This window comes from Kitasatospora sp. NPDC036755, assembly GCF_040636595.1.
In the GTDB taxonomy this organism is placed as follows: Bacteria; Actinomycetota; Actinomycetes; order Streptomycetales; family Streptomycetaceae; genus Kitasatospora.
This window is the reverse complement of sequence record NZ_JBEZUT010000036.1, coordinates 1-19,810: the sequence shown is the minus strand read 5'-3', so window position 1 is coordinate 19,810 and position 19,810 is coordinate 1. Positions and strand designations below refer to the sequence as shown.

General features: G+C 72.7%; 14 protein-coding genes and 2 pseudogenes. 7 read left to right on the top strand and 9 right to left on the bottom strand.

Going from position 1 to position 19,810, the window contains the following annotated elements; all coding sequences use genetic code 11:
* Positions 1 to 281: 281 nt before the first annotated feature.
* Positions 282 to 710: a peptidase inhibitor family I36 protein gene (locus tag AB0E96_RS08355; protein ID WP_359820125.1), complete on the top strand. Its 429-nt coding sequence runs from the start codon at positions 282 to 284 to the stop codon at positions 708 to 710.
* Between the two features lie 1,078 nt (positions 711 to 1,788).
* Entirely contained in the window at positions 1,789 to 2,634 is an 846-nt protein-coding gene (locus AB0E96_RS08350) for a hypothetical protein (protein WP_359820122.1), read from the top strand.
* 198 nt (positions 2,635 to 2,832) lie between these two features.
* Here AB0E96_RS08350 and AB0E96_RS08345 read toward each other — a convergent pair whose 3' ends face one another.
* Positions 2,833 to 3,981 (bottom strand): Tim44-like domain-containing protein, encoded by a 1,149-nt coding sequence (locus AB0E96_RS08345; protein ID WP_359820120.1) that lies wholly within the window; start codon positions 3,979 to 3,981, stop codon positions 2,833 to 2,835.
* 368 nt (positions 3,982 to 4,349) lie between these two features.
* Positions 4,350 to 4,646, bottom strand: a pseudogene (locus AB0E96_RS08340) (TetR/AcrR family transcriptional regulator); the annotation flags it as partial.
* Between AB0E96_RS08340 and AB0E96_RS08335 the strand changes: the two are divergent.
* Positions 4,639 to 4,757, top strand: a pseudogene (locus tag AB0E96_RS08335) (zinc-binding dehydrogenase); the annotation flags it as partial. The pseudogenes AB0E96_RS08340 and AB0E96_RS08335 sit on opposite strands and share 8 nt — an antisense overlap.
* A gap of 403 nt (positions 4,758 to 5,160) precedes the next feature.
* Positions 5,161 to 5,676 (top strand): hypothetical protein, encoded by a 516-nt coding sequence (locus AB0E96_RS08330; RefSeq protein WP_359820118.1) that lies wholly within the window; start codon positions 5,161 to 5,163, stop codon positions 5,674 to 5,676.
* A gap of 54 nt (positions 5,677 to 5,730) precedes the next feature.
* Here AB0E96_RS08330 and AB0E96_RS08325 read toward each other — a convergent pair whose 3' ends face one another.
* Entirely contained in the window at positions 5,731 to 6,507 is a 777-nt protein-coding gene (locus tag AB0E96_RS08325; protein ID WP_359820116.1) for a dienelactone hydrolase family protein, read from the bottom strand.
* Positions 6,508 to 6,849: 342 nt separating this feature from the next.
* On the opposite strand from AB0E96_RS08325, the gene AB0E96_RS08320 reads away from it, so the two are divergent.
* On the top strand, positions 6,850 to 8,172 hold the full coding sequence (locus tag AB0E96_RS08320; RefSeq protein ID WP_359820113.1) for a hypothetical protein: 1,323 nt from the start codon (positions 6,850 to 6,852) through the stop codon (positions 8,170 to 8,172).
* Positions 8,173 to 8,333: 161 nt separating this feature from the next.
* Here AB0E96_RS08320 and AB0E96_RS08315 read toward each other — a convergent pair whose 3' ends face one another.
* Genes AB0E96_RS08315 through AB0E96_RS08290 form a run of 6 tightly spaced genes read right to left on the bottom strand, consistent with a single transcriptional unit; the run spans position 8,334 to position 16,615 of the window.
* Entirely contained in the window at positions 8,334 to 9,065 is a 732-nt protein-coding gene (locus AB0E96_RS08315; RefSeq protein ID WP_359820110.1) for a ribonuclease H, read from the bottom strand.
* A gap of 42 nt (positions 9,066 to 9,107) precedes the next feature.
* Entirely contained in the window at positions 9,108 to 11,291 is a 2,184-nt protein-coding gene (locus AB0E96_RS08310) for a trehalase family glycosidase (protein ID WP_359820107.1), read from the bottom strand.
* Entirely contained in the window at positions 11,288 to 13,414 is a 2,127-nt protein-coding gene (locus tag AB0E96_RS08305) for a beta-galactosidase (protein ID WP_359820105.1), read from the bottom strand. The genes AB0E96_RS08310 and AB0E96_RS08305 overlap by 4 nt, the downstream gene beginning before the upstream one ends.
* 2 nt (positions 13,415 to 13,416) lie before the next feature.
* Entirely contained in the window at positions 13,417 to 14,277 is an 861-nt protein-coding gene (locus AB0E96_RS08300) for a carbohydrate ABC transporter permease (RefSeq protein WP_359820103.1), read from the bottom strand.
* Complete coding sequence (locus AB0E96_RS08295; RefSeq protein WP_359820101.1) at positions 14,274 to 15,203, bottom strand: sugar ABC transporter permease; 930 nt, start codon at positions 15,201 to 15,203, stop codon at positions 14,274 to 14,276. The genes AB0E96_RS08300 and AB0E96_RS08295 overlap by 4 nt, the downstream gene beginning before the upstream one ends.
* Positions 15,204 to 15,214: 11 nt before the next feature.
* Positions 15,215 to 16,615 (bottom strand): sugar ABC transporter substrate-binding protein, encoded by a 1,401-nt coding sequence (locus AB0E96_RS08290; protein WP_359820099.1) that lies wholly within the window; start codon positions 16,613 to 16,615, stop codon positions 15,215 to 15,217.
* 96 nt (positions 16,616 to 16,711) lie between these two features.
* Here AB0E96_RS08290 and gcvPA point away from each other — a divergent pair, with 96 nt between their 5' ends.
* Together gcvPA and gcvPB are read left to right on the top strand one after the other, a co-directional pair.
* Positions 16,712 to 18,070 carry an aminomethyl-transferring glycine dehydrogenase subunit GcvPA gene (gcvPA, locus tag AB0E96_RS08285; protein WP_359820097.1) on the top strand — a complete coding sequence of 453 codons (1,359 nt, stop codon included), beginning with the start codon at positions 16,712 to 16,714 and terminating at the stop codon, positions 18,068 to 18,070.
* Complete coding sequence (gene gcvPB / locus AB0E96_RS08280; protein ID WP_359820094.1) at positions 18,067 to 19,665, top strand: aminomethyl-transferring glycine dehydrogenase subunit GcvPB; 1,599 nt, start codon at positions 18,067 to 18,069, stop codon at positions 19,663 to 19,665. Before gcvPA ends, gcvPB begins: the two co-directional genes overlap by 4 nt.
* Positions 19,666 to 19,810: the final 145 nt, after the last annotated feature.

Genomic DNA, 19,810 nt, shown 5'->3' with positions numbered 1-19,810 from the left:
GCCTCGGCCAGTTCTTGTAGATGGACAATCAATCAGGCCGCAATGTGGAACCACCACCGGCTCTTCGGACAACTTGGGTGTCCCGCGGCACGGCCGGCTCCGTCGACGAACGGGGCCGACCGCACCGCGGACGGGCTCGACGCCACGGGGAAGTGACGAGCCCCCCGGCCCACCTCATCGGCGACACCGTTCGGCGACAGCCGAGGGCCCGCTCGGATCGTCCGGAGCACCGCGGGTGAACAGCACTCTCAACCACAAGACCGACAGGAATGAGGAAACACATGCGCAAGCACTTCGCCCTGGCCGCGGCCGGCGCCGTCCTGATGCTCACCTCCGCGACCGGCACCGCCACGGCCCAGACCGCCGTCGGAGAGCGGAGCGACTCCCCCACCGTGATCTACCCGATCGCCGTCAGCGGTGACTCCCTCGCCACGGTGTGGGACAACTGCCACCACACCCAGGCGTGCCTGTTCACCGACACCAACGGCGGCGGCCTGATGTGGGAGGTGCCCGGCGCCGGCTCCTTCAGGCTCGCCGACTACGGTATGAACAACAATGTGAGCGCCTTCTGGAACCGCAGCGGCGGCACCCTGAGCCTGTTCGACAGCTCCGACTACTCCGGATACCTGACCGGCTCCGGCCCGTTCGGCCCGCCGGTGAACGTTCCGTGGGGGGTGAACGACAGGGCCAGCTCCATCACGCTCGGCTAGGTTCCGTTCAAGGTTCGGATCATGTGGTTGAGGTCAGGGACTTCAACCACATGATCGATCCGCGACCTTGTCGACCACGGTCCGGAACTGCCGGCAGTCCGCCGCCCGCCCGGCCCGGAGTCCGCGCGAACGCCAGTGGCAGGCCTCCGGAGTCGGCAGCGGCATGGCCCCATGCGGTTCGGTCAAGGCCCACTCGGCATCCGTCACGTCAAAACGCGCCCACGACCGCGGGTTCCACCAGAGGCACCGGCCCACCTTCGCCCCGCACCGAGGTCCGAACCTTGAACAGCCTCTAGCGGACCCGGCGCCTCTCCTCTCCAACGGCCTTCGGCACCCGGCCCCACATCCACGCGCCCCCGGCGAGGACGGTCAGCACTCCCAGCACTACTATGCCGGCGGGCCGGCCCACCCACTCCATCACCGTGATGATCAGCCCTACCAGCCCATCCCCGCCGGGGTTCTCCCCTGGAGGCGGTGGCTCACCGTCCGCCAGCAGGCCGGACACCACGGTGTGCGCTATCTGACTACCCGCCATCTCCCCCTCCATCTCTTGGAGAGCCCCACCCCGCAGACCGCCTCACAACCTGCCCCCTGGGTGATCACTCCGCATGGGGCATCAAGTATGCGCGCTACGGGCACCGAGGACGGAGACGGCCACCGTATCAATCCCGGCCAAGCCCTGGTCCGTCCGCCGCTGCCCGGACCACTTGTCGGCGGCCATGCTGATGAGCTTGTTCTTCAACCTTTCCGATCTCGGTGTTCGGCCACGGTGAGGTCGCGTTTGACGGTTTTGCCCACGTCGTAGCGGGGTGCGGGTCGGCGGTTCTTCGATCCTGGTGGTCGTCCGGGGCCGGGCTTGCCGGGTTTCGGGGCCTCGGCCGAGCTGTTACCGCGACCGGACCGGTAACACTGCGCAACGGACTCGACGCTTGATCAGGTCGCCGCCCCGCCCGGCCGGTGACCGCCGACACCGCCGGAGAGCGCTCCGGGCGGTCTCCCCGTCGAGTAGCCCGGTCGGCGACGAGTAGCCTACCGATCACATCAGAAGGTGATGGCTTCGGACGGCTGGGGTGGGAACGTGGAACGGCAGCAGTACCTGGAGAGATGCTCGGAGCTCTTCGCCGTGGGTGGCTATGAGGCTGTGAGAACTGCGGCACAGGCGGGGCTCAAGGAATGCGGACCCGATCCGGTCCTCTTCCGCTGGCTCGGACAGGCACATGCCGCAGAAGACGAGGACGACCATGACCGCGAGGCCGAGGCCGCATATCGCGATGGCCTCGCGCTGGCAGCAGATGATCTCGGACTCCTGGTGTCGTACCTGGAGCTGTGCCTTCGCTCGGACTCCTTCGAATACCCGGGGCGGGCGCGCCGTGCTGCGGCTCTGCGGGACAGGATCGAAGAGCTGGCCCCGCCCGGGTCGGCCGAGCGCCGGCGGGTCGACGATGCGACGGGTTGGGCCGGACGGGGCTATTGGGACGACCTGAAGGCGGCCGCTGTTCAAGGGCAGGCTCAGCAGGCGGCCAAGGCGGCGCAGAGCGTGCTGGTGACCGACGCGCTGCAACGAGCCGCTCGTGGCGAGTCCGGTGAGGACACGGGCGAAGACCTCCAGGCCGCTGAACTCGCCGCGGCGGTCGAGCTGTTGCAGGGGGCCCGGAACGCACCACTGCGCCTGCTTCTCGCACACCGGGTCGAAGCCTACGTGCTGACGTTCGCGGCATCGTTCGGCACGAACAAGGCGCTGGTGTGGAGCGGAGTGCTGGACTTCAGCCTGTGGGGCTGGTTGTTCTGGGCTCCCTTGCTTGTCGCCGAAGCCAAGCTCCGCCAGGCGAAGAGGCTGGGACGGGAGCGCGTCATCGCTCGCATACAGGCCCGCCATGACGAGACGCAGCTGTCCCAAAGCCCTCCCGAGGTCAAGCATCCGTGAGCGCTTCGGTCGGCGGCAGCCGGCCTCGCAACGCGTCCCGTCGTACCCGGAGGACTCAACCGGCACCTGCCTGAGACCTTCGTCGACCTCGGAACCGTCAGTGGGTTCGCGCGGCGGCAGGCGCGGGGCCCATCGGCCCTGGCAGCGCGGGGGGTGGGCCGTCGGCGCGGGAGGTGGTCCTGGTGGCGGGAGGTGTGGTTATCGCGTGTCGGTGGCGATCACGGTCCAGGCCTTGGTAGAGGTGTCGTCCAGCCGCAGGTCGAAGGTGAAGGCGAGCGGCCTGCGCTTGCGCGGGTCGCCGCGGAGTACCTGTTCGGTGCGGCGGTCGACTTCGTAGTAGACGCCCTGCGCGTCGACCGCGACGCGGAAGACGACCGGGTCGCGTGAGACCAGCGAGCGCACCGTGACCGACGTGACGGCGGCCTGGCGCAGGACGGTCCGGCGGGGCGTGCGGACGGGGGTGAAGTCGAGGCTGCCGTCGTTCATGATCCACTCCTCGAGGAACCGCTCGACGGCGACCTCGAGAACCGCCCTGTCGAACCGGCCGTCGAGGACGCTCAGATCGCCCGCCGCGGTGTCGGCGTCCGTGCTCCACGAGATGTTGGTGAGGGAGAGGACGTCGCTCGCCCCGGTGACCGTGCTCTTGTGCGCGACCTCGAGGACCGCGTCCCGGGCGACCTCCTTCTGGTCCCAGCCGTCGGTCTCGATGGCGTTGCTCAGGTGGTGCGCGCCCTCGGCGGCCTGTTCGAGCGAGGACACGATCCATTCGCCGGCCGCGCTCTTGCGCAGCGTCCAGTACTCGACCGGGCGCGTCGAGCCGTCCTTGCGCACGGCCTGCCCGCCGTCTCCGCCGCGAACGTAGTCACGGAGCGTCGCGGTGATCCGGAAGGTGACGGTGTCGTTCACGTCACCGGCCCGGTTGGCGACGTCGACCAGCTCGACCACCGGACCCTCGACGATCTCCACGACGTTGACCTCGCCGCGCGACTCGTAGTCGCGCAGTTCCTCGGCCCACTTGCCGTACAGCACCGGGGACAGGATCTGCCGCAGCGTGGCGTGGTCGTGGCCGGTCCAGGCCCGCTGGGCGGTCTCGTACAGCCACACGGCGCGGCGCTCGAGCGCCGCGCGGTCGAAGGTCGCGTCGGTGTCGGCGATGGCATCGACCCGGGCGGAGACCTGGGCGGAGCGCTCGCGGGCCTGTGCGTCCGCGCGGTGCGCGGTGCGGTCCGAGACCGTGTTCAGCTCGCCCGCCATCGCCGCCTTGCGGCGCCGGGATCTGAGCCACAGGATCAGCAGGACCACGGCCACGATCACCAGCAGGGCGACGAGCCCACCGCTACCGGCCACGAAACCGGTTCCGAAGCCGCTTCCGAAGCCGCCGCCGGTCGACCCGTGGAAGCCGCCACCACCGCCATGGCTGCCACCACCGCCTCCGCCGCCCCCGAACCCGTGACCGCCGCCCCCGCCGCGGGCATGGGCGACCGCCGGGCTGCTCAGCGCGACTGCTCCCGCGACCCCACATATCCACCGACGGACGCGCACCGGACCTCCTACCAAGAACCGTGGACCTTCCAGGCGAGCAAGCGTACAAGCCGGGGTGTGCGGGAAATCCGGGACCTCAAGCCGTCCGGCGGGGGGCGGGCCGAGCCCGTGTGAAGCGACCACCGCGGCTGCGCTCCGCCTGTACCGGGGGGTGGGTGGCCCCGGCCGGTCGGTCAGGTGGCCTTCCGGGCCGCCTCGATCATGTGGAAGATCTCGTCCACCGCGGTCTGCGGATCGGCCGACTCTCGGGCCACCGAATAGGCGTCGACCACGAACCTCGCGACCGCGCGGCAGGCCGTCGCGCTCTGCGGCAGGTCGGGGGCGGCGAGGAGGACCGCCGCCAACGACTCCGCGTGGCGCAGCCGCATCGACTGCTCGTACTCCCGCAGGGCGGGCGACTCGTCGATCATGCGCCAGATCGGGGCGACGCTGTCGGCCGTGCAATGCCGCACCAAGGCGTGGATCTCGCGGGGCGAGCTCCGCATCCCGGTCGAGAAGTCGTACCCGCTCGCCGAGGCCGCGGCAGCCCACATCGACAGCCACGCCGGTCACACGGCGGGCGCCGAGTCCTGGTCGTCTGAGCCGCTTCCGACGCGGTCGCACGGCCCGGCAGCTCACACTCCGTGCGGCGACTCCGCCGGGGCCCACCCGGCAGGCCGGCGCAGAGGAGCTCCGTGCCGGCCTGCGAATCCACGGTCGGTGCCGGATCCGACGTCGATCCGGCACCGACCGTGGATCCCTGCCCCACGCTCGTCGTCCGAGTCGCCGTGTGGAGAACGTCGTGGCGGCCTTGTCGCCCGACGGGCCCGCGCAGATCCGGCCAGAAGTGGGCGGTTCCCGGAACGCGTTCCGCCGTGATCGGACAACGGGGGCAGGAAATCGGTCCGACCTGCGGCCAGACGCCTCCGGGCCGCTCGTGACGGAGGCGCGCTCCGCTCCGGAGCGATAGGTTGGCGGCTGCCAACTCTGGAGAGGTTGACCGACATGACGATCGATCAGGCCGCCCTCGGCGGCGCGGTGAAGGCGGTCATCGCCGCCGCGCACACCGGGGACCTGGCCGGGCTGTACCGGGCCGTGATGCCGCCGGCGGGCACGGAAACGCCTCCGGCCGAGGCCACCGCCTGGTTCGGGTCGCTCATCATCCACCTGGCGCTCACCGCGGCAAGCGATTCGAAGCTGGAGCAGGGCTGCTCCCGAGAGGCCGTCTCGGCGTGGGTCGAGGAGACGGAGGGCCCGCTCCCCACCCCGGCGCGGCTGCGGGCCACGGATCCCGGCGGGATCGACCACGTCGAAGCGATGACCGCCGCCGCGGGCTACTCCCAGTGCCGTGAGTACGCCGTCGACCTGATCGGCCTGGGCTTGACCGACCCCGACGAGGAACCGGACGAGCGAGTCGTCGATGCCCACTGCGCGGTGACGAACGACAAGGACGCGCGGATCACCGTCATGGCGATGCTCGGCCGCCTCGCCGCGGCCCCTGACGGGCACGGCCGACGGTAGCTCGCGGCCCCTCGGAGGACGAGTAACTCGGCCCCACCCGGACCGCAGGTCCGGTCAGGCCTCCCAGTGGGGCTCGGCGGCTGGTGCCGGCGCCGGGTTGCCGGATGTGGGGAGGCACTCGGCGAGCAGGGCGAGGATGTCCTGCCAGGCGCGTCGGGCATGCCGTGGGTGGTGGGCGACGCCGGGGAGCAGCGTCTGCCGGGGGTCGTCGATCGTCGGGTGGTGGAAGGCGTGTTGGGCCCCGCCGTAGACCACCAGGCGCCAGTCGACGCCGCCGGCCTGCATCTCGGCGGTGAAGGCGTCCCGCTGGGCGGCGGACATGATCGGGTCCTCCGACCCGACGCCGGCCCAGACGGGGCAGCGGATCCGGGCCGCCTCGCCGGGGCGGCCCGTGATCAGGCCGTTGACCGTGCCGATCGCCCGCAGGTCGACGCCGGCGCGCCCGAGTTCCACGGCGATCGCGCCTCCGGTGCCGTAGCCGATGGCGGCGATCCGCTCGGGGTCGGTCCGGGGTTCGGCGCGCAGCACGTCGAGGGCCGCGTGGCCGATGTCCCGCATCCGGTCGGGGTCGGCGAGCAGCGGCATCACCCGGGCCAGCATCTCCTGGGGGTCGGTGAACCAGTGTCCGCCGTGGAGGTCGAAGGCCAGGGCGGCGTAGCCGAGTTCGGCGAGGGCGTCGGCCAGGCTGCGCTGGAAGTCGTTCAGGCCCGGCCCCTCGGGGCCGACCAGGACGGCCGGTCGGCGGCCGGTTCCTGCGGGCAGGGCGAGGTGCCCGATCATCGTGAGTCCGTCGGCCGGGTACTCGACCGTACGTGTGGTCACCGTCGTCATGGGACGGACTGTAGTGAGGACCGGGCCCCGTGCGGGCCGGACTTCGCCGTCGGCAGAGCAGCCGACGCCGGGCCGCCGGGAAGACAGGAGATGGCGGGGCAGAGCAGGGCAGGGCAGACCAGCGCGCGCCGGGCGGGGTACGGCTGTTGGTCGTGGTTTTGGCCGATCTGTCTAAAGCCCCGGCCAAAAACCCGGGTGACCTCTTGCCGATAATGTGATCACATGTGTAGGCACTGTGGCGTTGCGCGTCGCAGGGGAGGGACCGGTCCGCTTCACCGAGCGGGCCCGATCAAGGGGAGTCGCGCCATCAACACCACCATCCGCAGGGCCGCCCGCGGGGCGATGCCCGTCGCCGTCACCGCCTCCGTGCTCGCCGCCGGCCTCACCGCCTGCGGCACCGTCGAGCAGCTGTCCGCCGCGCAGAAGGTGTCCAAGGCCTTCGACAAGGTCGGTGACGGCAAGTCGGCCGGCTTCACCCTCTCCATCGCCGCCACCCCCGAGCAGGTCGCCGCGTTCGCCAGGTCCACCGAGAACGGCGCCGGCAAGGGCCTGGTCGGCTCGGCCCGGGAGCACGAGATGGACGAGGCGACCGCGAAGGCGGTCTCCGGCCTCTCCGTGTCGGTCGCGGTCTCCGCCGACAAGCCGCTCAAGGAGGTCGAGGCGTTCAAGAACGCCGGCAAGAACGCCGGAAAGGGCGACAAGAACACCGACCTGGCGCTGGACAAGTCGCTGCGCGTCTCCTACCGGCTCACCGACCGCAGCGGCACCGCACTGCTGGAGTACCGCCAGGTCGAGGCCACGGGGTACCTGCACGCCGACACCAAGGGCCTGGTGAAGCTGCTCGGCCAGGACCCGTCCGAGGTGGACCGGCTCCGCAACGGGCTGCCGGGCGAGCTGAAGCCGCTCGGCGACGTGCTGGACGGCAAGTGGGTCTCCTTCGACCTCCAGGCGCTCGCCGACCAGGCGAAGCAGTCCGACGCCGGAAAGGCCGACGCCGGGAAGGCCGACCCGAGCGCCGCGCCCACCGCCGACCCGGAGTTCACCGACCAGCTGCTCGGCTCGATCAAGGACGCGCTCGGCCGCACCGTCACGTACGAGGACAAGGGCAAGAAGGACGGCGCCGAGCACCTCTGGGTCAGTGCCCCGGCCCGGCAGCTGGTGGACGAGATGTACAAGGCCGTCAAGCCGCTGTCCGCCAAGTTCCCCAAGCAGTTGGGCGACTTCCCGGACCAGGCCCCGAGCGACGTGCCGGACCGCCGGATCGGCGTCGACCTCTACCTGAAGAACGGCGCCTTCTCCTCCGCCACCTTCGACCTCGCCCAGCTGGCCGAGACGGTGGAGCCGGGCGTCGAGTTCCCGGTGAAGCTCGCCTTCGACCAGGCCGCCCCGAACGTCCAGGCCCCGGCCGACGCCGTCAAGCTGACCGGCGACCAGCTGGTGGGCACGGTCGCGGGCCTGGCCACCGCGCGCGGCGCGGGCGGCGTCGACCTCGAGGACTCGGAGGGGGACCTGGTCCCGACCACGGTGCCGCTGAACGACCCCCAGCTCAAGGAGCTCGCCGCCCTCGGCGTCCCGGAGAGCATGGCGCGCGCCTACAACGAGATGGGCCTGTCCTTCGAGGACATCAAGCGGGTCGCCCAGCGGGCCACCCCGTCCAAGGTCTGACCTCCGCCCCGGCCCGATACCTGACCCCGGTCCCGGGCCGGCACCGATGACCGACCCGCGCCGCCGGGTGAGCAGAGCTGCTCACCCGGCGGCGTCGGCGTACCCGACGGCGTATCCGTCGGCGTATCCGTCGGCTTGCGCTCGGCGTACCCGTCCCCGGGTCAGGCGTGGGCGGCGGCGCACTCCGGGTGGCCCCAGGAGCCGCCCACCTTGGTGATCTTGTCGCCCTTGGCGTACGGGCGGCTGCACGGGCAGGTGCCGGGGAAGCGGGCGTTCAGAGTGCGCGAGCCGCCGCTCCGCTTGGCGGCGGTGCCAGAGCCGGTACCAGAACCGGTGCCGGCACCGGAGCCGGCACCGGCGGCGGGCCGGCCGGCGCGCGCCCTGGGGGCCTTGGTGGCGGCGGCCGGGTCGGGCACGGGCAGGTCGGCGGCGGTGCCGGAGGCGTCCTGCTGGGTGCGGGCGGCGTCGCTGGCGGCCTTGTCGGCGATGGCGTTGAGCGGGTCCCCGTCGACCTGGTGGGCCGGCACGTACACGAAGGTGACGTCCCGGCCCTCCAGCAGGGCGTCGATCGCCTGGATCAGCTCCTGGTTGGCGACCGGCTTGCCCGCGGCCGTCTTCCAGCCATTGCGCTTCCAGCCCTTGAGCCACTTGGTCACCGAGTCGCGGGTGTAGGTGCTGTCCAGCCGCACCTCCAGCGGCACCGCCGGGTCCGTGGAGGCGAGCAGCTCCCGCAGCGCCGTCAGCTCGCCCACGTTGTTGGTGCTGTGCCCGAGCGCGCCGGCCTGCCAGCGCTGGGGCGCCCCGGCGGCGTCCGCGACCACGTACGCCCAGCCCGCCGGACCGGGGTTGCCCTTGGCTGCTCCGTCACACGCTGCAATGACTCGTTCGACCATGCCCCGATCATGCCTGGTCGGGGGCCCTGGAGCCAAAGCCGCTCAGACGCGCAGCAGGGGCAGCAGCAGCGCCGCCGACCAGCTGAAGTTGGTCGAGCTGTGCCCCTCCCCGGTCAGCGGGTGGTAGTTCTCCCGGACCGGGCCGTCCCCGGCCAGCCCCGCGGCGGTGGCCAGCAGCCGCTCGACCGTGCGCCGGGCGTCCTGCTCCCAGCCGTACCGGCGCAGGCCCTCGATCGCGAAGTAGGTCTGGTCGAGCCAGGCCAGGCCGCGCCAGTAGCCGGCCGGGTCGAAGGCGGGCGAGCTGCGGGCGACCGTCGGGAACGGCATGGCGGTGCCGAACTCCGCCGGGTCGAGCAGCAGCCGGCGGACGGTGCGGGCCTGGGCGGCGGTGGCGGTGCCGGACCAGAGCGGGATCGCGCCCTCGATGCCGCGGCCCCGGTCGGTGAGCCGGGCTCCGGTGGCCAGGTCGGTGTCGTGGAACCAGCCGTCGGCCGGGTCGTACATGGTGTCGCGCACGGCGGTGTCGATCCGGTCGGCGCGGGCCCGCAGGCGTTCGGCGGCGGGCCGGTCGCCGAGTTCGGCGGCGATCAGCGCCAGGTGGCGGTGGTCGGCGGCGAGGTAGGCGTTGAGGTCGACCGAGCGCTGGTCGAGCGACCAGCCGAGCAGCGTCCCGTTCGCGTCCCGGTTGGGGACCACGCCGGCGGTGTCGAAGCGCGGGGCGTTGTCCATACCGGACTCCCAGGCCGCCGCCTCGACGCGGTCCTGGGCGGTGGCGTTGGCCGGGTCCACGGTGGCGCCGTACTCGCACAGGCCCTCGCCGTGGTGGTCCCGGGTGCGGTACCACCAGTCCTGGTAGGCGGTCAGCCGGGGCAGCAGCTCGCGCAGGAAGGCCCGGTCGCCGCTGCGCCGGTACACCTCCCAGACCGCCCAGGAGGCCAGCGGGGGCTTGGAGTTGCGTTCGTTCCAGTTGCCGCCGCCGGTCGTCGGGTCGTTGTAGAAGACGCAGTCCGGGACCATCCCGGCGTCCTGCGGGCGCTCGGCGGAGCCGGGCGGGACCTGGTGGTCGAACACGGCCCGGATCTGGTCGGCGGCGAGGCCGGGGGCGAAGGCGGCGGTGCCGACGGCCTGCTTCCAGGTGTCCCAGGCCCAGACGCCGCTGAACCACTTGTAGGAGAGCGTGGGGGTGACGGCGTCGTGCCGGATCCGGCCGGCCGGGCTGCGCCAGTTGGTGACCAGGGTCTGCACGCACTTGGCGGCGGTGCGGCGGCGGGCGGCCGGGACGCCCTCGGTGGCCCGGGTCAGGTACCCGTGCCAGCGGGCGGTGCCCTCGGCCGCGACCCGCTCGGGGGCGCGCAGCGCGGCGTCGGCGTCCTGCGCGGCGCTGGCGTACTCGGCCTCGGTGAAGGTGTAGCTCTCGGTCCAGTCCAGGCTGCGGCTCTCCCCCGGTGCCAGCCGTACGGGCTCGGCGAGCTCGGTGCGGTGGCTCTCGCCGTCGGCGCTCAGTACGACCCGGACGGGCCGGGCGTGGCGGACGGCGAAGCGCTCGGTGCCGTCGGTGAGGTAGTCCCAGGTCTGCCGGACCTTCGCGAAGCGCACCTCCACGCCGCGTTCGGCGGCGGCCAGTCGCGGTGCGTCGTGCTGCGGTCCGGTGGCGGGGCGCAGCAGCCGGCCGGTCCATGCGGCGGCGAGGGTCCGTACGGCGGGGCCGGTGTTGGTGACCCGGGCCCGGAGCAGGGCGGTGCGGTCGCCGGCGAAGCGCAGTTCGAGGGTGAGGGCGAGGCCGCCGCCGAGGTCGTGGGTGAGCCTCAGCAGGCCGGGCAGCGAGGTGGCGCGCGCGGGGGCGCCGGCGGTGAGGTCGAGGGGGCGGCCCCGTTCGGTGAGTGCGAGGCGGGACAGGCCGTCGCTGAGCCACCAGGGGTACTCCTGGGCAAGGTGCAGCGGGCCGGTGAAGCCGCCCTGCGGGTCGGTGGGGCGGGGCAGGGCGTAGGCGTGCCAGGCGCCGAGGTCGGCGAAGACGTTGATCGGGTTGTTGCCGCGGGCGTCGCCGGGGTAGGCCTGGGCGGGGGTGCCGTGCAGGTCGAGGAGGTCGGCGTAGCGGTCCAGGGGGCCTGCCGGGTCCGGAGGCGGCGCGGCGGCGGCCGGGGCGGCCGGGGCCGCGGCGAGGGCTCCGGCGGCGGCGAGGGCGGCGGAGCCGGCCAGGACGTGGCGGCGGGTCAGCGGGTTCATGCGCGCTCCTCGGTGGCGGGGAGTCGGAGGACGGCGGCGCCGAGCGGCGCGAGGATGAGGGTGTCGCCGGGGGCGGTGCCGGTGAGCAGGTCGGTGGCGGTGAGCAGGCCGGTGCCGGGCGTGTCGAGTGGCACCCGGCGTTCGACGGGGCCGTGGTTGAGCAGGAAGAGGTACTGGCTGCCGTCGGCGGCGTGGCGGCGGGTGGCCTCGACCCCCTCCGGCAGGCCGGGCAGTTCGGCGCCCACGCCGGCCTCGGCGAGCGCGAGGTCGAGCACCGGGCCGGTGTCGGCGCCGAGGTGGGCGCTCAGGTACCAGGCGCTGCCGGCGCCCAGGGGGTTGCGGGTGACGGCGGGCCGGCCGGCCAGCGGGCCGGAGGTGTAGCGGGCGAGGGTCTCGGCGGCGCCCTCGGTCTCGATCCACTCGCTCCAGCGTTCGGCGCCCAGCGCGACGGCGTCCAGGGCGAGGCCGGTGGCGTCGGGGGCCGGGCCGGTGGTGTCCAGGGCGAGGCCGGTGGCGTCCGAGGCCGGGCCGGTGGTGTCCAGGGCGAGGCCGGTGGTCTCGCCGTCCGGGATCGGCCAGTGCTCGTCGACCACGATGCCGAGCAGTTCGCGCAGTGGGCCGGGGTGGCCGCCGGGGTGGATGTGGTCGTGCCGGTCGACGATGCCGCTGAAGGGGCCGCAGACGAGCCGGCCGCCGTTCCGCACGTACGCGGTGAGCCGGTCGGCGGTGGCGGTGTCGAGCAGGTAGAGGTTGGGGGCGAGCAGCAGCGGGTAGCCGTCGGGTTCGGCGCCGGGCGGGAGGAAGTCGACGGTGACGCCGCGCTGGTACAGGGCCGCGTACCAGGGGCGGAGCAGGTCGAGCCAGCGCATCCGGGCGGAGGGGTGGTCGTCCAGTTCGAGCGCCCACCAGCTGTCCCAGTCGAGCAGGACGGCGGCCCGCGCGCGCAGCCGGCTGCCGGCGATCGCGCCGAGGCGGCGCAGGTCGGTGCCGAGGCGCAGGGTGTCCTGCCAGCCGCGCGAGGCGGTGCCCCGGTGCGGGAGCATCGCGCTGTGGAACTTCTCGGCTCCGGCCACCGAGGCGCGCCACTGGAAGTGCAGGACGCCGTCGGCGCCGCGGGCCAGGGCCTGGAGCGACCAGAGGCGGTGCAGGCCGGGGCGTTTGGGCACGTTGACCGGGCGCCAGCTGACCGCGGAGGGGGCCTGTTCCATCAGCAGCCAGGGCCGGCCGCCCTTGAGCGAGCGCATCAGGTCGTAGTTCATCGCGGCGTTGACGTGGGCGCGGGGGTCGGCCGGGTCGGGGTAGGCGTCGTCGGAGACGAGGTCCTCGTGCCGGCTCCACTCCCAGTAGTCCAGTGCCTTGAGCATCGACATGAAGTTGGTGGTGACCGGCACGCCGGGTGAGACCTCGTCCAGGACGGCCTTCTCGGCGCGGTGCAGGGCGAGCAGCGCGTCCGAGCAGAACCGGCGCCAGTCGAGCAGTTGGGTGGGGTTGACGGGCCCGGGCGCGGTGCGCGGCGGTTCGATCTGCTCGAAGGAGTTGTAGTGCTGGGACCAGAAGGCGGTGCCCCAGGAGCGGTTCAACTCCTCGATGCCGCCGTGGCGTTCGCGCAGCCAGTGGCGGAAGTCCGCGGCCGAGGCGGGGCAGAAGCACTCCTGGACGTGGTCGCCGTACTCGTTGTGGATGTGCCACAGGGCGAGCGCCGGGTGGTGGCGGTAGCGTTCGGCCAGGGCCCGGGTGAGCCGGACGGCGGCCTGCCGGTAGGCCGGCGAGGAGGGGCAGTAGTGCTGGCGGGAGCCGAACTCCAGCCGTACGCCGTCGGCGGTGACGGGCAGCAGTTCGGGGTGGGCGCGTACCAGCCAGGCGGGCGGGGAGGCGGTGGCGGTGGCCAGGTCGACGGCGACGCCGTGCCGGTGGACGAGGTCGAGCAGGCGGTCCAGCCAGCCGAAGTCCCAGCTCTCGGCGTCGGGTTGGAGCCGGGCCCAGGAGAAGACGCCGACGGTGACCAGGTTGACCCCGGCCTCGGCCATCAGTTTCACGTCCTCGGCCCACACCTGTTCGGGCCACTGCTCGGGGTTCCAGTCCCCGCCGTACAGCAGGCCGGGCACCCGGGTGAGGCGGTCCATCGTCATCCTTTCAGGGCTCCGCCCAGCAGGCCGGCCACGAACTGCCGCTGGAAGAGCAGGAAGAGCACCATCAGCGGGAGCGTGGCCAGGAAGGAGCCGAGCATCAGGCCGGAGTAGTCGACGTGGGTCAGTCCGGTCAGCGTGTTGAGCGCCACCGGCACGGTGTACTTGTCCTCGGTGTTGAGCATCAGCAGCGGCCAGATGAAGCCGTTCCACTGGCCCATGAAGGTGAAGATCACCAGTGCGCCCAACTGCGGCCGCACGCACGGCAGGACGACCCGGTAGAAGGTGCGCAGCTCGCCGGAGCCGTCGATCCGGGCCGACTCCAGCAGTTCGTCGGGGAAGTCCAGGAAGCCCTGGCGCATCAGCAGGATGCCGAAGGAGTTGGCCAGGAAGGGCACGATCACGGCCTGGTAGGTGTCGATCCAGCCGAGGCTGGCCATCATCTGGAACAGCGGGACCAGCAGCACCTGCAGCGGGATCATCATGGTCGCCAGCACCAGGCCGAGCAGCAGTCCGCGGCCCCGGAAGCGGTACTTGGCCAGGCCGTAGCCGCACATCGCGGAGAGCAGCGAGCTGAGCGCGGTGTAGACGACGGCGGTGCCCAGGCTGTTGAGCAGCACCCGGCCGAAGCCGATGGTCTCCTGGAGGTGCGCGAGGTTGCGCAGCAGGTTGCCACCGGGCAGGAACGGCGGTGGGGAGTGGAACAGTTCGGAGCTGCTGTGGGTGCTGGCGATCAGCATCCAGGCGAAGGGCACCAGGCTGATCACGGCGCCGAGGACGAGGGCGGCGAGGGCGGCGAGGCGCCCGAGCCGGGCGGGCAGCGGGGTGCGGCCGCGCCGGAGCGGCACGGTGGCGGTCATCGGCGGCGTTCCCTTCCGTAGAGGCGGAACTGGAGCAGCGAGATCGCCGCGATGATCAGGACGACCACCCAGGCGATGGCGGCCGCGTAGCCGAAGTCGAGCTGCTGGAAGCCGACCTTGTAGAGGTAGACCACCGGGGTGAGCGTGGCGTCGCCGGGGCCGCCGCGGGTCAGCACGTAGTTCTCGTCGAAGAGTTGCAGGGTGCCGATGGTGGAGGTGATGACGCAGAACAGCACCACCGGGCGCAGCTGCGGCAGGATCACGCCGGTGTAGGTGCGGACGGCGCCGGCGCCGTCCAGGGCGGCGGCCTCGTACTGGTCGCGGCCGATGGCGTGCAGTCCGGCGAGCAGGATCACGGCGTTGTAGCCGGTCCACCGCCAGGTGACCGAGCCGATCAGCGAGATCCTGGCCCAGGTGGGCGAGTTGAGCCAGTCGACGGGGCCGAGGCCGAGGGCCTGGAGGAGCTGGTTGGCGAGGCCGCCGTCGGTACGCAGCAGGACCTGGAAGACCACGGCGTAGGCGACCAGGGTGGTGACGGCGGGCAGGAAGAAGACCGCCCGCCAGCCGGCCCGGAAGCGCAGCCAGGACTGGTTGAGCAGGACGGCGAGCACCAGGGCGAGGCCGATCATCACGGGCACCTGGACGGCGAGGATCAGGCCGGTGTTGACCAGGGAGTGCAGGAAGGCCGGGTCGTGGAGCATCCGGCGGTACTGGTCCAGGCCGACCCAGACGTCGGCGCCGTCGCGGCGGGCGGTGAAGCTCTGGAAGAGGCTGGCGCCGAGCGGGTAGGCGAAGAAGGCGACGAAGAGGGCGGTGGTGGGCCCGGCGAACAGCCAGGCGGCGGTGCGTGGGGAGCGCCTGCGGCGGGCGGGGGCGGCCTGGGCGGCGGCCGCCGGTTTGCGCAGGGACGCCGGAGGACTGGTCATCGGGCCGGCCCCTACCCGACCGCTTGGCGGCCGGTGGCGGTGGCGATCTGGCGGGCGGCGGAGCGCAGCACGGTGCCCGGGTCGGCGCCGTTGTGCAGCACCTGGTTGACGGCGGTGGTGACGATGTCGCCGGCCTTGGAGTCCTCGGAGGTGAACTCGACGGTGGGGATGCTCCGGGTGAGGTCGGCGAACAGCCGCATGGCGGGCTGGCCGTCGTAGTAGGGCGCGGGCTGCTGGAAGTAGGGGTCGTCCAGGGCGGGCAGGTAGGCGGGGAAGAGGCCTTCGTGCCGCATCATCGAGGCCTGGTTGGCCTTGTCGGCGAGCAGGAAGGAGAGGAAGGCCCAGGCCGTCTCCGGGTTGCGGCTCTGCGCGGTGACGCACAGGGCGGAGCCGCCGCTGTTGGAGGTGCGGGTGCCGCCGGGGGTGAAGGCGGGCAGCGGGACGACGCCGAACTTGCCGCCGAGGTCGGCCAGGTCGGTGGTGAGGGTGCCGTCCCACCAGGCGGCGGTGGGGTTGGTGGCGCTCTTGCCGTCGTGGGTGGCGGAGACCAGGCCGTCCCAGCCGCTCTCGAAGTCCACCAGGTCGCGGTCGACGAGCTGTTTCATCAGGGTGAGCGCGCGTTCGGCGGCGGGGGTGGCGACGGCCACCTTGCCGCCGGTGAACCAGCGCTGGCCCTGTTGTTGGAGCAGCAGGGCGAAGAAGCTGTCCCGCTTGGTGTCCAGGGTGATCAGCCTCTTGCCGGTGGCGGCCTTGAGGGTGGTTCCGGCGGTGAGGTAGTCGTCCCAGGTGTTCAGGCCCGCCGGGTCGATCCCGGCCTGTTGGAAGAGGTCGCGCCGGTAGAACAGGGCGCACGGTCCGCTGTCCCAGGGCAGGGCGAAGACCTTGCCCTTGGTGTCCGTGACGGTGCGCCAGGCGGACTCGGCGTACTGCTCCTTCAGGTTCCCGGCCCGGCTGGTGAGGTCGACCAGGCCGTTGGGGAAGTTGCCGATGTAGGTGGGCAGTTTGTGGCCCTCGACGGTGAGGATGTCGGGCAGTCCGCTGCCGGCGCCGAATCCGACGGTGATCTTGTCGTAGGCGTTGTCGTAGCCGATGTCCACCACGTCGACGGTCGTGCCGGGGTGGGCCTGTTCGAAGGCCTTGCCGAGCCGCTGCATCGCCTTGGCGGCGACGTCCCAGGACCAGATGGTGACCTTTCCCGTGAGGGCGGCGCCCGGGCTGCCGGCGAGCTGCTTGGCGCCGGTGCCGCCGCTGCCGCCGGCTCCTCCGGTCGCGCACCCGGCGGCGCCGGCCAACAGCAGTGCGCCGCCCGCGAGTCCGGCGGAGAGGAACCGGCGGCGGGACGGGCCGTCGGTGGATCCGCCCTGGTCGCCGGGTAGTTGGGGATGTTTTTCGTGCCGGGTTTCTGCGGACATCTTGCCTCCCGACTGGTGAATGCCGAATGCTGTATACAGAACTCAGCATTCACAACCCCGTCAAGGCTTGTGACTGAAATCGCGGAAGGTGCCAGGATGAGCACACGCGTCCCCCGAACCCACCCGTACATCCCCAACTCCGCGCCCCAGGTGAGGAAAGCGATGCTGGCGGCGGTCGGCGCCCAGGACGTCGAGGAGTTCTACGCCGACATCCCCGCCGCCCTGCGGCTGGACCGCCCGCTGCGGCTGCCCGAGCCGCTCGGCTCCGAGGCCCGGCTGGTCGCCCACATGGAGGAACTGCTCTCCCGCAACACGGCCGTGCCGCCGGGCCGCAGCTTCCTCGGCGCCGGCTGCTACCGCCACCACGTGCCCGCCGTGGTGGACGAGATCGTCAACCGCAGCGAGTTCCTCACCGCCTACGCGGGCGAGCCGTACGAGGACCACGGCCGGTTCCAGGCGCTGTGGGAGTACCAGTCCCTGATGGCCGAGCTGCTCTCCGTCGAGGTCGTCAACGTGCCGACGTACGACGGATTCCAGGCCGCCGCGACGGCGCTGCGGATGGCCGGGCGGGCCACCGGGCGGCGCCGGCTGGTGCTGGTCGGCGCGATCGACCCGGACCGGCTCTCCCGGATCCGCGACTACGTGCGCGGCGTCCATGAGCTGGTGTCCGTCCCCGCCGACCCGGCCGCCGTCGAGGCCGCGCTCGCCGAGGGCGACGTCGCCGCCGTCTACGCCCAGCTCACCGACCACCGCGGCCGGGTGGACACCGCCCTGCCCCGGTACGTCGAACTCGCCCACCGGGCCGGGGCCCTGGCGGTCGCCCACGCCAACCCGCTGAGCCTCGGCGTGCTCACCCCGCCCGCCGAGCTCGGCGCCGACCTCACCTGCGGCGACCTCCAGCCGCTCGGCATCCACCCGAGCTTCGGCGGCGGCAACGCGGGGTTCATCGGCAGCGCCGACGACGAGCGCCTCGTCGCCGAGTACCCGAGCCGGCTCTTCGGCCTCGCCCCCACCGACGTCCCCGGCGAGTACGGCTTCGGCGACGTCGCCTACGAGCGCACCTCCTTCGCGGTGCGCGAGGAGGGCAAGGAGTGGGTCGGCACCGCCGCCGCCCTGCACGGCATCGCCGCCGGGGTCTACCTCGCGCTGATGGGACCGCACGGCATGCGGGAGATCGGCGCCACGATCCTCGCCAACACCGCCTACGCCCGGCAGCGCCTCGCGCTCGTGCCCGGCGTGGAGCTCGCCGACCCCGAGGCCGTGCACTTCGCCGACTTCACCGTCCGCTACACCGGCGAGCGCACCGCCGCCGAGATCGCCGAGGCGCTGCTCGCCCTCGGCCTGCACGGCGGCACCCCGGCCGGGTCGCACGAGGGCCGCTACTGCGTCACCGAGCTGCACACCGCGGCCGACATCGACCGCCTCGCCGAAGCGCTTGAGGAGACCGTCAAGTGACGAACCATCAGAAAACCGGCGCGGTGGACCCGCGGATCGCCCCCAAGCCCGCCCTGCGCCGCTTCCACCAGGCCCGCTGGGACGAGAAGCTCGTCTTCGAGCTGGGCACCCCCGGCGAACGCGGCGTCCTGCCCCCGCTGCCCGAGCCCGCCGTCACCGCCGCCGTCGGCGACCCGGCCGAACGGCTGCCCGCCGCGCTGCGCCGCACCACGCCGCCCGGCCTGCCCGAACTCGGCCAGCAGCAGGTGCTCCGGCACTACCTGCGGCTCTCCCAGGAGAACCTCGGCGCCGACCTCAACGTGGACGTCGGCCAGGGCACCTGCACCATGAAGTACAGCCCCAAGGTCAACGACACCTTCGTGCGCGACCCCCGGATCGCCGCCCTGCACCCGGCGCAGGACCCCTCCACCGTCCAGGGCGTGCTCGAACTCGTCCACCGCCTGGAGCAGTTGCTCAAGGAGATCTCCGGCATGGACCGGGTCAGCCTCCAGCCCGGCGCGGGCTCGGCGGCGATCTGGACCAACGTCTCGGTGATCCGCGCCCACCACGCCGCCCGCGGCGAGCTGGAGCAGCGCGACGAGATCATCACCACCGCCTTCTCCCACCCCTCCAACGCCGCCTGCGCCAAGACCGCCGGCTTCCGGGTGATCACCCTGCACCCCGACGCCGACGGCTACCCCGACATCGAGGCGCTGCGCGCCGCCGTCGGCCCGCGCACCGCCGCGCTGCTCATCACCAACCCCGAGGACACCGGCATCTACAACCCCCGGATCGCCGAGTTCGTCCGGATCGTCCACGAGGCCGGCGGCCTGTGCGCCTACGACCAGGCCAACGCCAACGGCATCCTCGGCATCACCCGGGCCCGCGAGGCCGGCTTCGACCTGTGCCACTTCAACCTCCACAAGACCTTCTCCACCCCGCACGCCTGCGGCGGCCCGGCGGCCGGCGCCTGCGGCGTCACCGCCGAACTCGCGCCCTACCTGCCGCGCCCCACCGTCGAGTTCGACGGCGAGCGGTACCGCCTGGACGACGACCGGCCGGACTCCGTCGGCAAGATCCGCCCGTACCTGGGCGTCGTGCCGAACCTGGTGCGCGCCTACGCCTGGATCATGGCGCTGGGCGCCGAGGGCCTGCGCGAGGCCGCCGAGACCGCCGTGCTCAACAACAACTACCTGCTGCACCGGGTGCGGCGGATCCGCGGCGTCTCCGTCCCGTACGCCGAGGGCCGCCCCCGGGTCGAACAGGTCCGCTACAGCTGGCAGCAGCTCAACGAGGACACCGGCCTGCACAGCGAGGACCTCGGCTACCGCGCCGCCGACTTCGGCACCCACTACTGGACCAGCCACCACCCGTACGTCGTCCCCGAGCCGATGACGCTGGAGCCCACCGAGTCCTACTCCCGGGCCGACCTGGACGAGTACGCGGCGATCCTCGCCGAGGTCGCCCGCGAGGCGTACGAGGACCCGGAGACCGTCCGCACCGCGCCGCACAACTCCACCGTGCACCGGATCCGGCACGAGCCGCTGGACGACCCGGCGCACTGGTCGGTCAGCTGGCGCGCGTACCGCCGCAAGGTCCTGGGCGAGCAGCCGTGACGTCCGCCCCGGGCGCCCGCATCGGGCTCGTGGTCAACCCGGTCGCCGGTCTCGGCGGCCGGGTCGGCCTCAAGGGCAGCGACGGCGCCGAGGTCCAGCGGCGGGCCCTGGCGCTCGGGGCCCGGCCGCGGGCCGCCGCCCGGGC

Bases quoted from the DNA above. Each gene is read 5' to 3' on its own strand.
- AB0E96_RS08355 (WP_359820125.1), top strand. From the start codon at position 282: ATGCGCAAGCACTTCGCCCTGGCCGCGGCCGGCGCCGTCCTGATGCTC.
- AB0E96_RS08330 (WP_359820118.1), top strand. From the start codon at position 5,161: ATGACGATCGATCAGGCCGCCCTCGGCGGCGCGGTGAAGGCGGTCATC.
- AB0E96_RS08325 (WP_359820116.1), bottom strand. From the start codon at position 6,507: ATGACGACGGTGACCACACGTACGGTCGAGTACCCGGCCGACGGACTC.
- AB0E96_RS08320 (WP_359820113.1), top strand. From the start codon at position 6,850: ATGCCCGTCGCCGTCACCGCCTCCGTGCTCGCCGCCGGCCTCACCGCC.
- AB0E96_RS08315 (WP_359820110.1), bottom strand. From the start codon at position 9,065: ATGGTCGAACGAGTCATTGCAGCGTGTGACGGAGCAGCCAAGGGCAAC.
- AB0E96_RS08310 (WP_359820107.1), bottom strand. From the start codon at position 11,291: ATGAACCCGCTGACCCGCCGCCACGTCCTGGCCGGCTCCGCCGCCCTC.
- AB0E96_RS08305 (WP_359820105.1), bottom strand. From the start codon at position 13,414: ATGGACCGCCTCACCCGGGTGCCCGGCCTGCTGTACGGCGGGGACTGG.
- AB0E96_RS08300 (WP_359820103.1), bottom strand. From the start codon at position 14,277: ATGACCGCCACCGTGCCGCTCCGGCGCGGCCGCACCCCGCTGCCCGCC.
- AB0E96_RS08295 (WP_359820101.1), bottom strand. From the start codon at position 15,203: ATGACCAGTCCTCCGGCGTCCCTGCGCAAACCGGCGGCCGCCGCCCAG.
- AB0E96_RS08290 (WP_359820099.1), bottom strand. From the start codon at position 16,615: ATGTCCGCAGAAACCCGGCACGAAAAACATCCCCAACTACCCGGCGAC.
- gcvPA (WP_359820097.1), top strand. From the start codon at position 16,712: ATGAGCACACGCGTCCCCCGAACCCACCCGTACATCCCCAACTCCGCG.